Source organism: Kitasatospora sp. NPDC001159 (assembly GCF_053598235.1).
Genome location: NZ_JBSFJV010000149.1, coordinates 1 through 12,547, shown reverse-complemented (window position 1 = coordinate 12,547; position 12,547 = coordinate 1). Strand labels below are relative to the sequence as shown.

Below are 12,547 nucleotides of genomic sequence, written 5' to 3'. Positions count from 1 at the left end.
GACGCCTCCGAGGACATCGACGTCCACATGGTCACCCACGAGTTCACCGGCCGCGGCCGGCTGCCCTCGCTCGGCCGCCGCCACTCCAGGCGCCGTACCGTTGCCGGGTTCGCCTCGGGCTTGATCGTGCCCGCGCTGCTGACGGCCGTACTGTCCCGGTTCCACACCTCGGTCAACCTCACGACCGACGCACTGATCTTCCAACTCGGCGTCGTGGCAGTGGCATTGCTCGGCGGTGCGACCTCGGCACTGCTGGCCTCGCTGGTGGCCTCTCTGCTGCTCAACTACTTCTTCATCCCGCCCATCCACACCTTCACCATCGACGAGACCAACAACTTCATCGCCCTGATCGTCTTCGCGATCGTCGCCCTCACCGTCTCTACCGTCGTCGACCACGCCGCCCGCCTCACCACCAGAGCCGCCCGCGCCACCGCTGAGGCCGAGGCCCTCTCCACCCTGGCCGGCAGCGTGCTGCGCGGCGCCGACGCCCTGCCCGCCCTGCTGGACAAGACCCGCACCGCATTCGGCCTGGACTCCGTCGCCCTGCTCGACCGCAGCGGCCGCACCATCGCCCGCAGCGATACCGACGGCGAACCGGCCGCGGACCGCACGGTCACCGAACTGCCGACCGGACCGGACGCGCTGCTGATCCTGGCCGGACGCCGGGTCTCCGCCGCCGACCAACGCGTCCTGACGGCCTTCGCCGCGCACATCGCCGCCGCACTGGAACGAGACCGCCTCGCCACCGCCGCCGCCGAGGTCGAGCCGATCAAGGCCGCCGACCGAATGCGCACCGCCCTGCTCGCCGCCGTCAGCCACGACCTGCGCACCCCGCTCGCCGCCGCGCTCGCCGCCGTCGGATCTCTGCTCAGCGCGGACGTGGAGTTCGCACCCGCCGACCGCGACGAACTCCTCACCATGGCCAACGAGTCGCTGCTCAAGCTCACCGCGCTGGTGGACAACCTCCTCGACATGAGCCGCCTCCAGGCCGGTGCCCTCACCCTCCACCTGGAAGCCACCCAGCTCGACGAGGTGCTGCCCCGGGCGATGGACTCCCTGGCCGACCCGGACGCCGCCGTCCAGCCGCTCAACCTGGACACCGCCCCGCCCGTGCTCGCCGACCCGCCCCTGCTGGAACGCGTCCTGGCCAACCTCATCGCCAACGCTCTGAGGTACAACGCCCCCGGCGCGCCCGTCCTGGTCACCGCGAGCGGCCACGCCGACCACGTCGAGGTCCGCGTCGTCGACCGCGGCCCCGGCATCGCCCCCGAGGACCGCGACCGGGTCTTCCTGCCCTTCCAGCGCCTCGGCGACACCGACAACACCACCGGCGTCGGCCTCGGACTCGCACTCTCCCGCGGCCTCGCCGAAGCCATGGGCGGCACCCTGGAGGTCGAGGACACCCCCGGCGGCGGCACCACCATGCTGCTCACCCTGCCCGCCGCCGTCGACGAACCCCACGCCACCACACCGGTCGAGGAGGCGCAGTGACCCGCGTCCTCCTGGTCGACGACGATCCACTCCTGCTACGAACCCTCCAACTCAACCTCCGCGCCCGCCAGTACGAGGTCCTCACCGCGAACAGCGGCCGGGCGGCACTCGACGCGGCCGAACGCGACACGCCCGACGCCGTCCTCCTCGACCTCGGCCTGCCCGACCTCAACGGCATCGACGTCCTCCGGCACCTGCGCGCCCGCCTCGACGTGCCGATCATCGTCCTGACCGGCCGCACCGAGCCCGAGGAGATGATCCGCGCCCTCGACGCCGGCGCCGACGACTACGTCACCAAACCGTTCGACCCCGACGAGCTGTTCGCCCGACTGCGGGCCGTCCTGCGCAGGCCGTCCCGCCTCGTCCGCGAGCACAACCCCAGGATCGGCGAGTACGAGATCGACACGGACGCCACCACCGCCACCGGACCGTCCGGACCCGTCCGGCTCACCCCCATCGAGTGGAAGATCCTCACCCTCTTGCTGGCCAACCCGGGCCACCTGGTGTCCGGCCAGCGGATCCTGCGCGAGGTCTGGGGCCCAACCGCCGAGAAGCAGCGCCACTACCTGCGCGTGTACCTCGCGGGCCTGCGCCGCAAGCTCGAACCCGACCCCGCCCACCCCCGCCACCTGATCACCGAGGCCGGCATGGGCTACCGCTACGAGCCCTGACCCGCCCACGGGACACCGATCCGGGGCCGGTCAGCTTGTTGCCCTTGGCGGCCAGCTGGGCGGCGCGCTTGGCATCCGCCTCCGGGCCCGCCTCGACAGCCTGGTACTCCAGCAGGACTTCGACGTTTTGCCTGCTCAGAGGCTACGTGGTGGGGTGTAGTGCCCCCCTGAAAGGAAGGCATGGGCGAGCATGGCCACGGTGACCACCCATTTTCCTCGGCGTGCCGCAGGACCGCCAGGCGTCGCTGGGCCTGGCAGTCCTGCTGCTGTTGCGGTGAAGCGAGCATGGCAGGAATCCGTCATAGTCGGAGATCCATGTGCCACCGATGTACGGCAGTTTTATAGCCAGAGCTAGAGGATCGGCTCGCAGCCGATCGCCTTGCCGCCGACGGTGAGGAACTGTCGTACCAGGCCGTCCTGGTCGGGGAACAACCGTGTGTGGGAGGACGGGTCGGACCCACCCATGACGGTGAAGTAGACGTCCTTGCCCCGGCAGGTGGCGATGAGCGTCCCGTGCGCGACCCACTGGGCCCGCCCGACGGTGCCTGTGTTGTCGTGCGGTCGTCTGGCCACGGTGGTGGCCTGCGGCTCAGTCGTGATCGCGAAGATCTGCGGGCTCAGGGACGACGACCCATCGGTGATCGTGCAGGACCAGATCGGGTCCGAGGCGGTGGTGACCTGCTGCCGGAAGGTCACCGGAGTGCTCGGGATCCTCGGGTCCTTGGCTGGGGCGAACCCGGGCAGTCCGCACAGGTTGGCCCAGTCCGGGTCCGTCTGGGCGCCCTTCGCCGAGAGGCTCTTCGGTGCCGCGAGCTTCCGGTCCCCGCACGCGCGCGCTTTGGCCGTCGCGTTGGCGAACGACACCGCCAAGCGGGCCCGCTCCTCGTCGTGGCCCTTCACGTCGTGGCCCTCCTCGTAGGTGGTCACCTCGGCCCGCACACCCTTGTCGCAGCCCTCGGGGAGCACGGCCCACGCCGCCGTCGGGGTGACCGAGCCACCGGGGAACAGCCGGGCGTCCGACGCGGCCAACTCGGCCGGGCCGTCATCGGTGCCGCGGCGGATGGTGAAGTGCACGGTCTTCTCGGAGGTCTCGAACAGGCCGGACCTGACGGTGGCGTCGCAGTTGTTTCCGCTCCAGTTCTCCGTCAGCGAGTAGCGCTGGTCCTTGTGTTCACTGATCCGTCCTGACCCCAGGAGGTCGTGCACCTGGTCCGCCGAAGCCACCCCATCGCACACGCTGTCCGGCCCGCCGACGTTCGTCAGCCGGTTCAGCGCGAACCCTCCCGCCCCGATCGAGGCGAGGGCGAGCACCACCACCAACCACGCCCGGAGGGCGCCCGGGGTGAGCTCGCGTAGACCGCCCGCCCCGTCGAGCTCGTCGGCCGGCTCGTTCTTCTTGTCGGTTTCCACGACGCTCACGCCCTGCCGAACACGGTGCGGTAGGTGTTGTCGATCCCGGTGTTGTAGGCGCTCCCCGCGCTTCGCTTGAGCTGATCGGGGATGGTTCCGTCGCCGTCCAGCGCGAAGTGGTCGTATCCGGACTCGACCAGCTTGTAGTTGAGCATCGCGTCCAGCTGCTGCCGCCCGGCCGAGAAGTGGGAGCTCAAGTTGCCCTTGAGGTGGGTGTCGATCTCTCCCTTGGCGGAGTCCGCCCACATCGACGTCCCGACGTCGACCAAGCGCTGCGCGGCGTCCCCGAACTCCGGGATCAGGCCCACGACCCCGCCAATCGCGTGATAGGTCATTTTTGCCTGCCAGTCCACGGTCTTGTTGTCGGCGTCCGCATGGTCGAGCGCCGCGTCGGCGAACACCGCGTCCAGCGCGCCGAGGGTCGCGGCGGAGTGGTGGACGAGGGACTCCAGTTGAGGCTTCGCGCGGCCCGTCACGTCGGGCGTCATGGCGTCGCGGTCGAGCTGGTCCAGCCGGTGGGCGATCTCCTGGGTCTCGGCACTGTGGATGACGGCGTAGGACGACGGGTCCTCCGCGGCGCCTCGGATGAGGCGCAGAAGCTGGTCGGAGGTGACGGTCAGGCCGTCCGGCTGGGACGGCCCGTACAGCTTCTCCTTGCCGAGGATCTCGTGCATGTCCGCGGCGTAGTCGGCGATCATGTCGGCCATCGGCCGGCGGAGTCCGGCGGGAAGGGAGGTCTTGTCCCCGGGGCCGGAGCCAGCGAACGACTTCATCGTCTCGTCCAAGATCTGCGACATGACCTTGTCGTGCGGACGGACGACCGGTTGGTCGCTGTGCGGATCGCGGCCGGTGGTGGCCGCCTCCAGGGCGTAGCCGAACGCGGTGCGCGAAGCGGTCTGCTCGGAGGGCGCCTTCTGCGTATTCCCCTGGTCGGGCCACTTGCGCTCGCGCAGCAGGTAGTCCAGGTTCCTGCCCTTTCCGGGGTCGAAGAAGTCCTTCGACGCCTCGGGGCTGCGGCTGAGCGCGTTCATCAGGCCGCCCACCGGGTCCGTCTGGTAGGGGCGGCCGGTCCACTTCGGGCCCCAGAGGTCCTCGCCCTTGTCCTTGCTGCCACGCTCGTAGTCGACCAGGTCGTTGCCGACCTTGAGCAGGAACACCTTGTCGAACGTTCCCTTGGCCCCCATCAGGGCGGTCAGCGCCGGGTAGTTGGTGTTGTACCCGTCGGCGCCGTCGCGGCGCCGGGCGGCGGCCAGCAGCTGGTTCTCCCAGTCCTTGCCCATGCCACCGTCGTGGGTGGCGGTGGCGAGGGAGACGGACAGGCCGTCGAGGACGGCCTGGAAGTCGTGGGCGTGGCGCTTGCCGTGGGCGAGGCCGTCAAAGATCCCGCTGTACGCCAGCAGGGCGTCCTGGCCGGTCTTGCCGTGGTACTCCAGGCCGTTGATCAGGGTGGTGGCGAAGTCCTTGTTCCCCGCGTTGGCGGCCAGGAGGTCCTGCAGCGTCTTCAGCTCCGGAGGGGTGAGGTCGTCGGCCTTGGCCAGCAGGGTCTTGGCCCGGTTGGCGTCGGCGACCGGGCCGCCGCCGTACGGGGCGGGGTTGAAGGACGTGGTGCTGGTGCCGATGTCGCCCCGGAGCGCGGCGGCGGCCCGCTGGTCGGCGCCAGCGGCCTTCTCGGCGGCCTTGGTCAGGCGGGTCTGGATGGCCTCGGCCTTGGTCCTCAGCTCCTGGGCGAGCGTTGCGCTGTCGGTGTCGTTCCGGGCCTCCTTCGGCAGGGTCCAGTTGACGACGCCGTCCGCGGTGACGGTCATCTTGTCGGTCTGCGCGTCGTGGATCGCGGTGTCGAGCTCGCGCCGGGCGGCGGCGAAGTCCTCGGCGGCGGCCTTCATGATCGAGGCCAGCGCGGTGGCGACCTTCGAGGCCTGTTTGAAGTCGCCGTCGATGCCCTGGAGCACCTTGGTCGCGCCGTCGGCGGCCGTGCCCTCCCAGCCGGCCCGCTGGGCGGTGGGCGTGAGGTCCTTGGTGACCCGGTCGTCCAGTGAGGTGAGGGACTTGGCGACGCCGGACCACGCGTCGGCAGCGTCGCTGATCCCGGAGAAGTCCGCCTCGTGCAGTTCTTTGAAGGACACCATGTGCCCGAAATCCCCCTTCAGGCGCCCGCGGTCAGGTTGGCGGCGGTCGCGGTTTCGTTGGTGCGGTACCCCTGCTGGGACCGGTCCAGGTTGGCGGCAGCGAAATCGAGCCGGTCGTGCAGAGCCGTGCACTGCTGCAGCCAACGTTCGGTGCTGTCGGTGAGGGCGCCGCCGAAGGCGAAGCCGCGGACCTTCGTCGCCGCGGTGCTCGCGTATTCCGTGAGGCTGTGCGCACCGGCCCCGGCCTTGCCGTTGGTGCTGTTCAGATCGGTGGCTATCTGCCGGGCGGCCCCGGCCGAGGCACCGAGTTCGTACGGGGTGTCCAGGCGGGTGGTCACCGGTCCGGGGGCCGGGTGAGACGGGGGCCTGCCGGCACCGCCGGCCAGGACGAGCCTGCCGGGCGCCGGGCCCTCATTGGTGCCGCCGGTCCGGCCGGGAGCGGTGGCCGGGGCGACCGGCCCGGTGGTGAACTGCGGGCTGACCATGTGTGTGCGACTCCCCCTCAAGTGAAAAAAGTGCGAACCGCCTCTGCGGGAGGACGCCCCATCAGCGGTCTCCGTTTGCATGCTGACGCACTCTCACGGGGCCCGGTTGCGGATTCGCAGACGATCTCTGTCAAGGGTTCGTCAAGAGGCTGCAGGCCCGAACCGGAGCCCTTCCCGAAGCGCCGAAATCAGTAATGCGATCTTGACGCCATTCGGGATCGAGGCGAACTGACAGTGGCTTAGGATCACTTGTCACGTCATCAGTTGGTGTACCCCACGGGGGCGGAATGGCAGCTGAGAGCCCGGCGGCGTCGACGCTCCGGCTGGGCAGTACCTGGTGTTGGTGACGCTCAGCACCGAACACCGGCAGCACTGGGACCACTGGGCGGCGGCGGTGGGCACCGCCCTGCGGAACCTGTCGCTGCTCGCGCCGCGCCCGGCCTGGAGGAGCGGGTCCGGCAGGCGTTCGGCTGACGGCGGTGTTCAGCCGGCGGCGGGAGGCCGCCGGTGTTCGGCCGGTGGCGAGAGGAGGTTCGGCGTGATGCGGTTCCTGCTGGACGTGCGAATGGTCCTGCTCGGCCTGGTGGGCCTCGGCAACCTGTGGTGGCTCTACCGGCTGATCACGGTCCGCAGGCTCCGCCGGCAGCGCGAGGGTGTGCCCGTGGAACAGCAACTCGCCGAGCTGCGCGCCGAACTGGCGGCGGCACCGAGCAACACCGTGCTGCTCGACCTGCTGAAGGCGAAGTACCCGGCAGTCGGGGCCGAGCAGGCCGCCGAGGTGGCGCGGTCCGTGGGGCCCTGGCAGGTGATCGAGCGCGGGCCCGACGGAGCGCCAAGCTGGGTGTTCCGACACGCCGAGCGCGCACCGCAGGACAAACCTCCGACTGAGCAACGGAGGCTGGGGCCGCTGGTCAAGCTACTCTCGGTGGTCTGCACGCTACTCGCCCTGGCCACCGTCTGGTTCACCTATCCGCACGTCAACCGCCTTGTCCTGGCCGGGATCTGGGTCGCCTACGGCGCGGCGCTCCTGCTGCTGGTGCGCTGGGACGTCGGCTGGGCGCAGTCGGTCCTGCTGGTGCTGCCGACCCTCCTGATCGGCGGCTTCGCGTTCATCATGGTCATCGGCTGGGCGCACTCCCACGCGGTGGAGAAGGCCGGCGGTTCGGGCGGCATGCCGGATGCGGTCGGCCTGGTGCTGTCGCTCTTGTTCGGCCTGTTGGCGGCCGTCATGCCGATCCTCGTTGAGAAGGGCCAGGCCGAGAAGAGCGCGGCCCGGAAGGACGCGGGCGAGCGTCGCTGAGCGCACACGAGGAAGCGAACCCACGGGCCCGCCGGGCCGGGGCATCACCATGGGTCGATCTCCTCCAGCGCGGACCGCCTTGCCTTCGTGTTGCTGCACCAGGTGCCCAGCGCCAGCCCCTCCCTGGCCCGAACTGACCGCGGCACCCGACTATGCCCCTCCCATTCGATGAACACCAAGTCCAGAGGCGGCCCATATTGTTCCGACGACCGACCTCGTTCACATCAGCCTTCCCGGCAAAGACTCCGGTTTCACGCTTCGCCAGCCGAGCGTCTGGAGGCGGCCAGAATATGTATGTGGAATTCATCGCCGAGGACGGACAAATATGACTGTTTCGTGAGTTCTCCCAGCCAGAGGAATTCCCTGCCTCTGACACCTGGCCTGCCCCGCACTGGCGCGACCTGCTGGAAGTAGATGACCAGGCGCTCGTTCCCGACAGCGCCAAGCGATACAACCTGCTCCAGATGATCAATGACTGTCTCCGCTGGACCGACGGCCACGAAGCCCGGCCTTGGAGCGATCTGTGCGTTCAGCTAGCCTTTGCCTGCGAGCCCTTGGAAGCTGCTCGACGACACAACGGATCATTAACGCGCCACGATTCGCTTGGCTCCTGCGGATCCGGAGCCTCGCTTACGCTTTCCATACAGGCCCCTGACGTCGCGCTGCCTTGCACACGCCGCAACCAGGCGGCAAGGGTGGAGCAGACCTGGCAACCACCTTTGCGCTGAGGGGAATTCGATGGCTTCCCGCACAGTCTCCCGCCTCACCGTCACCGCGCTCTGCGCTGCGACCGCCGCCGCTCTGCTGGCCGTCGGCACCACACCGGCGAGTGCGGCCGCGCCGGACGATCAGGCCAACGGCGGCGGCTTCGAACCGTCGCGGCCAGCGAGGGCCTCACCGCGGAGAGCGCCGCCGTCCGCGCCCTCGCGGTCCACCTCCGAACCCCGGCCGACACCCTGTGCACCGGCACCTGGACGCACGCGGTGTCCACCGTGCAGTTCCAGCGCTCATCGGGTGGCACACTGGCCTGGAGCTTCAAGCTGTCCAACACCGCGAAGGGCGCGCTCGGGCCGACCGTGACCGTGACGATGCCGTACTCCTACATCAACGGCCGTGCCATCAACCCGCCGTACCACCCGCACACCGAGCCGAACTGGTACAACTTCCACGGCAGCCTCAATAGCTACCAGTTCATCGGCGGCGGTGGCGGTGGCACCATCCAGACCGGCAACAAGGTCACCTTCTACTGGTTCCTCAAGGGCTCCAAGCCGAACACCGCGGCCGACCGCTACATCACCTGCCAGGTCCCGAGGCCCGGCAGCGCCTGACCGGCCGGCGGAAGACGAGGAGGGACACAGCGATGCACGACGTCGGCAAGCAGCGGATCGAGGTCCTGGACAGGCAGTACGAACTGACGGTCCATTCCCTCACCCGAACGGCGGAGGAGTTCACCGTGACGTACTCCGTCACCCCGCCCCTCCCGAACGACGTCCCTCCCGTCTCCCCCGCCGCGCCGCCGCTGTTCCTCTGGCTGGAGGCCACCGACGACCTCGGCAACCACTACACCGACTACGGCGGCGCCCACGGATTGAGCACCGACGGACTACGGACGCAGGGCACCATCTCCGGGCAGCCCGCGGTCGCTGCCGAGGCCGACCGGCTCACCGTGAGGCTCGTCTTCCTTCAAGGGGCATCGGAACACGGCTACGAGTTCTCGCTGCCGCTGCCGGACGAAGCCTGAGACGTCCCGATGCCTGGCCTCCGCCTCCCGGTCAGGCGAACTCGCGCAGGCGGGGCCGGACTCCCAGTGCGGTCAGGGCGAGCGCCGCCGCCAGGGCCGCCGCGCCGAGGCCTGCGGTGGTGGCGTCGAGGTCGTCGTCAGTGGCGGCGACGGCTCCGTCGAATGCCCGCTGGTTGATGGCCTGGGTGTCGTCGAGGGCGGTGCTGAGCACGTCGAAGTCGGCGTTGGACTGGCCCGGGGTGGTGCCGGTGTCGAAGGTGACCGCTTCCTTGAGCTTGCCCTGGGCGTTCAGCTCGCGGATCTTCCGGTCGTCCCGCTGGTACTGCTGGAAGGCGGCCAGCACCCGCTCTGCCGCCTCCTGTTCGCCGGCGAAGGTGATGTTGCGCAGTTCGTCGCCGAGGTAGCCGCCGAAGCCCACCTGGCCGTGGTCGGCCCGGTGCCGGTCGGCCAGCGCGGCGAGCTTGTCGCTGTACGAGGCGAGCGTGGCGCCGTCGACCCGGGCGAAGGACTGGGTCTTGTCGAGGAAGCTCTGCTCGTAGGCGGCCGCCCGGGCGGGGTCGGTCAGGTAGCGGCTCTCGTCGGCGTTGAGGTCGTACGCCACCGCGCGCGCCCGACTGAGCGCTATCACCGAGTCGAAGGAGTTGCTCTTCGCGACCACCAGCTGGTCGTCCGCCCGCGAGGCCAACGTCAGCGCCATGACCAGCCCGACGACGGTGAGCAGGGTCGTGACGGCCAGCGGCACGTTCACCAGCCGCCGGTAGCGCACCGCCAGCAGGCGCTGCAGCCCGACCAGGGCCGCGAGCGCGAGCAGGCCGGTGACCAGGATCCCCCACCAGCCGCCCGCCAGGGCATCGCGCTGGTCGGTGTAGTTGCGTTCCACGACCACCGCGTTGGCCTTGGTCACCTCGTCGACGGCCGGCAGCAACTGCTGGCGCAGCAGGTCGGTGGCCTGCCGATAGGCGGCGAGGGCGTCCGCCGAGGGGCGGCCGGCCGAAGCGTGGGCCTGGTCCTCCAGCAGCTGGGCGCGGGCCACCAGGGCCTCGTAGCGGCCGAGTTCGCCGATGACGGTCTGCACCGCCCGCTGCCCGGCCGCGTCACCGGCCACCGCCTCCGTGACGCGCTGCAGGTCGGTGTCGGCCTGGGTGCGCCGCTGCTCGTAGGTGTCCAGGGTCTCCTTGCGCAGCGCCGCGTAGTCCGGATCCGCGCCGAACAGCAGCAGGTTGGCGGCCTGGGCGTCCATGTCGTTGAGCGCGAAGTACAGGTCCGCCGAGCGCACCACCTGAGGGGCGGCCCGGTGGCCGATCACGTCCGTGCCGTCCCGGGCCCCGCCCAGGACGGTGGCGGTCGTGACACCGGCGGCGAGCAGCGTCATCAGGCAGAGCCCGGCGAGGGCACGCACCAGGCGCGGGGTGTTCCACCAGGCCCGGGTGCGCCACGACCGGCCAGGCCGGTGACGGGGGGCGCGCGGCGCGGGAAGTGGTACGGCTGCCTCCTGTCGCGCCGTCTCCGACGCGACCGTTTTCCCCACGACAGCCGTACCGCCCGACGTTCCCGTTGGCATCGCCGCGCGCCCCCTCCCCTGTTTTTCACTGGCCGCCGAACCTTGCCCGGAGGAACCCGCCGGGGGTCGGGGTTCGGCAAACGGTTCGCCGTCAGGCCCCACGCCCGGGCGGCGAACCGTTTCCTCGCAGCTCACACTAGGTGCGGCCGAACATCCGTCCGCCCGCTCTGACGCGTCCTTGACGCGGCCGAGGACGATCTTGACGAGGCATTCACACAGGATCCGGCCAGGTACGCGGCCCCCGCACGGAGCGTGCTGGACTACTGACTCTCAGCGGCTGATCGTCCACTGCTGCTCGGCGGACCCCTCGCAGGTCCAGACGCCGAGCGTCTTCCGGTCCTCGTGGTAGGTCAGGCCGTAGGCCGGAAGGAGCGGGCGCGGACGCGGAACGCGAGTCTCGCCCGTCCCGGATACCTGGCTCAGGGCTGGAACCGGTAGCCGATCCCGGGCTCCGTGATCAGATGGCGCGGCCGGGCAGGGTCGGGTTCGAGCTTCCGGCGCATGCTGGAGAAGAAGACTCTCAAGTAGTTGCTCTGGTTCGCCGCGTCCGGGCCCCAGACCTCACTCAGGATCTGTTGCCCGGGTACCAGTCTCGCGGGGTTGGCCAGCAGGAGGCCGAGGATCTTCCACTCGGTCGGGGTCAGCCGGATCGGGCCGTCCGGGCCGGTGATCGTGCCCGCCTCCAGGTCGACGGCGTTCGGCCCGATCCGCGTCGACGGCGAGGTCTCGGGTTCGGCGGGCCGACGCAGCACGGCTCGGAGCCGGGCCAACAGTTCGTCCATCACGAACGGCTTGGTCACGTAGTCGTCCGCGCCCGCGTCGAACGCGCGGAGCTTGTCCTCGATCTGGGCCCGCCCGGTCAGCACGATGATCGGCACGGTCAACAAGGAGCGCATGCCGTGGATCACGTCGACCCCGTCGAAGTCCGGCAGCCCTAGGTCCAGGAGGACGGCGTCGGGCGAGGACCGGCCCACCGAGTCCAGCGCCTGCTGACCGGTGGCCGCGGTGAGCACCGAATAGTGTCTGGCCTGCAGACTGATCCGCAGGGTGCGCCGCAGCGCCGGCTCGTCGTCGACGACGAGGATGTGGCTCACCGGTCCGCGTTCCTCTCCAGTTCAAGGGTGTCGGGCTCCTCGTGCCCCGTGGACGGCGCTGTTGGCAGGACGAGGAGCATGGTGGTGCCTCCCCCGGGGGTGTCCTCGACCTCCAGGCTGCCGCCCATCGCCTCGGCGAGGCCGCGGGAGAGAGCAAGTCCCAGGCCGACGCCGGTGGTGTTGTCGGTGTCGCCGAGCCGTTGGAAGGGCAGGAAGACCCGGTCGCGGTCCTCGGGGGCGATGCCCGGGCCGCGGTCGATCACCCGGATCTCGACCTGGTCGGCGTGGTGGCTGGCGGTGACCAGCACGGGTGCGCCGGGGGCGTTGTGGCTCAGCGCGTTGGTGATCACGTTGGCGAGCACACGCTCCAGCAGCGGCGGGTCGGCGAGCACCGGCGGGGCAGTGTCCAGGTCGAGCGGCTGGACCGGCGCCTGCGGGTCGGACAACGAGTCCACGGCGTGCACCAGCATCTCCTCCAGTGAAATGGGCGCCAGATGGAGGGTGAGGGCGCCGGCCTGGAGGCGGCTCATGTCGAGCAGGTTGTCGACCAGGCGGGTGAGCTTGACCAGCGATTCGTCGGCGGTGGCGAGGAGTTCGGCCTGGTCCTCGGGCGAGAACTCGACGTCGGGGCTGCGCAGCGAGCCGACCGAGGCGCGGGCGGCGGCGAG

At 70.2% G+C, this 12,547-nt stretch carries 11 protein-coding genes; 5 read left to right on the top strand and 6 right to left on the bottom strand.

Annotation, left to right across the window (positions count from 1 at the left end; all coding sequences use genetic code 11):
• On the top strand, window positions 1-1,491 hold a 1,491-nt coding region (locus tag ACWC9T_RS38255), incomplete at its 5' end, for a sensor histidine kinase (RefSeq protein WP_449825654.1).
• The gene (locus tag ACWC9T_RS38250) at window positions 1,488-2,162 is read left to right on the top strand and encodes a response regulator (RefSeq protein WP_449825653.1); all 675 of its coding nucleotides are present in this window, start codon (window positions 1,488-1,490) and stop codon (window positions 2,160-2,162) included. The genes ACWC9T_RS38255 and ACWC9T_RS38250, both read left to right, overlap by 4 nt.
• Window positions 2,163-2,513: 351 nt before the next feature.
• Here the strand turns inward: ACWC9T_RS38250 and ACWC9T_RS38245 are convergent, their stop codons facing one another.
• From ACWC9T_RS38245 to ACWC9T_RS38235, 3 genes are read right to left on the bottom strand one after another with little or no spacing between them, the layout of a single operon-like run.
• A complete protein-coding gene (locus ACWC9T_RS38245) occupies window positions 2,514-3,581 on the bottom strand; it encodes a hypothetical protein (protein ID WP_449825652.1) in 1,068 nt (355 codons plus the stop codon).
• Window positions 3,578-5,698 carry a hypothetical protein gene (locus ACWC9T_RS38240; RefSeq protein ID WP_449825651.1) on the bottom strand — a complete coding sequence of 707 codons (2,121 nt, stop codon included), beginning with the start codon at window positions 5,696-5,698 and terminating at the stop codon, window positions 3,578-3,580. Before ACWC9T_RS38240 ends, ACWC9T_RS38245 begins: the two co-directional genes overlap by 4 nt.
• Before the next feature lie 17 nt (window positions 5,699-5,715).
• Entirely contained in the window at window positions 5,716-6,183 is a 468-nt protein-coding gene (locus tag ACWC9T_RS38235; RefSeq protein WP_449825650.1) for a hypothetical protein, read from the bottom strand.
• 538 nt (window positions 6,184-6,721) lie between these two features.
• Between ACWC9T_RS38235 and ACWC9T_RS38230 the strand changes: the two genes are divergently transcribed.
• The 3 genes from ACWC9T_RS38230 to ACWC9T_RS38220 all read left to right on the top strand — a co-directional run bounded on the left by ACWC9T_RS38230 (window position 6,722) and on the right by ACWC9T_RS38220 (window position 9,224).
• Complete coding sequence (locus ACWC9T_RS38230) at window positions 6,722-7,483, top strand: hypothetical protein (RefSeq protein ID WP_449825649.1); 762 nt, start codon at window positions 6,722-6,724, stop codon at window positions 7,481-7,483.
• 983 nt (window positions 7,484-8,466) lie between these two features.
• On the top strand, window positions 8,467-8,811 hold the full coding sequence (locus ACWC9T_RS38225) for a hypothetical protein (protein WP_449825648.1): 345 nt from the start codon (window positions 8,467-8,469) through the stop codon (window positions 8,809-8,811).
• A gap of 32 nt (window positions 8,812-8,843) precedes the next feature.
• Window positions 8,844-9,224, top strand: coding sequence for a hypothetical protein (locus ACWC9T_RS38220; RefSeq protein WP_449825647.1), 381 nt, complete (start codon window positions 8,844-8,846; stop codon window positions 9,222-9,224).
• A 31-nt stretch (window positions 9,225-9,255) separates the two neighbouring features.
• Here the strand turns inward: ACWC9T_RS38220 and ACWC9T_RS38215 are convergent, their stop codons facing one another.
• From ACWC9T_RS38215 to ACWC9T_RS38205, 3 genes are all read right to left on the bottom strand, one after another.
• Entirely contained in the window at window positions 9,256-10,623 is a 1,368-nt protein-coding gene (locus ACWC9T_RS38215; RefSeq protein WP_449825645.1) for a hypothetical protein, read from the bottom strand.
• 581 nt (window positions 10,624-11,204) lie between these two features.
• Window positions 11,205-11,879, bottom strand: coding sequence for a response regulator (locus ACWC9T_RS38210; protein ID WP_449825644.1), 675 nt, complete (start codon window positions 11,877-11,879; stop codon window positions 11,205-11,207).
• Window positions 11,876-12,547 (bottom strand): sensor histidine kinase (locus ACWC9T_RS38205; protein WP_449825643.1); only part of this gene is annotated, 672 nt, incomplete at its 5' end. The genes ACWC9T_RS38210 and ACWC9T_RS38205, both read right to left, overlap by 4 nt.

What these genes read in the sequence shown, in the direction of transcription:
- ACWC9T_RS38220 (WP_449825647.1), top strand. Translation starts at nt 8,844, where the DNA reads ATGCACGACGTCGGCAAGCAGCGGATCGAGGTCCTGGACAGGCAGTAC.
- ACWC9T_RS38235 (WP_449825650.1), bottom strand. Translation starts at nt 6,183, where the DNA reads ATGGTCAGCCCGCAGTTCACCACCGGGCCGGTCGCCCCGGCCACCGCT.
- ACWC9T_RS38240 (WP_449825651.1), bottom strand. Translation starts at nt 5,698, where the DNA reads ATGGTGTCCTTCAAAGAACTGCACGAGGCGGACTTCTCCGGGATCAGC.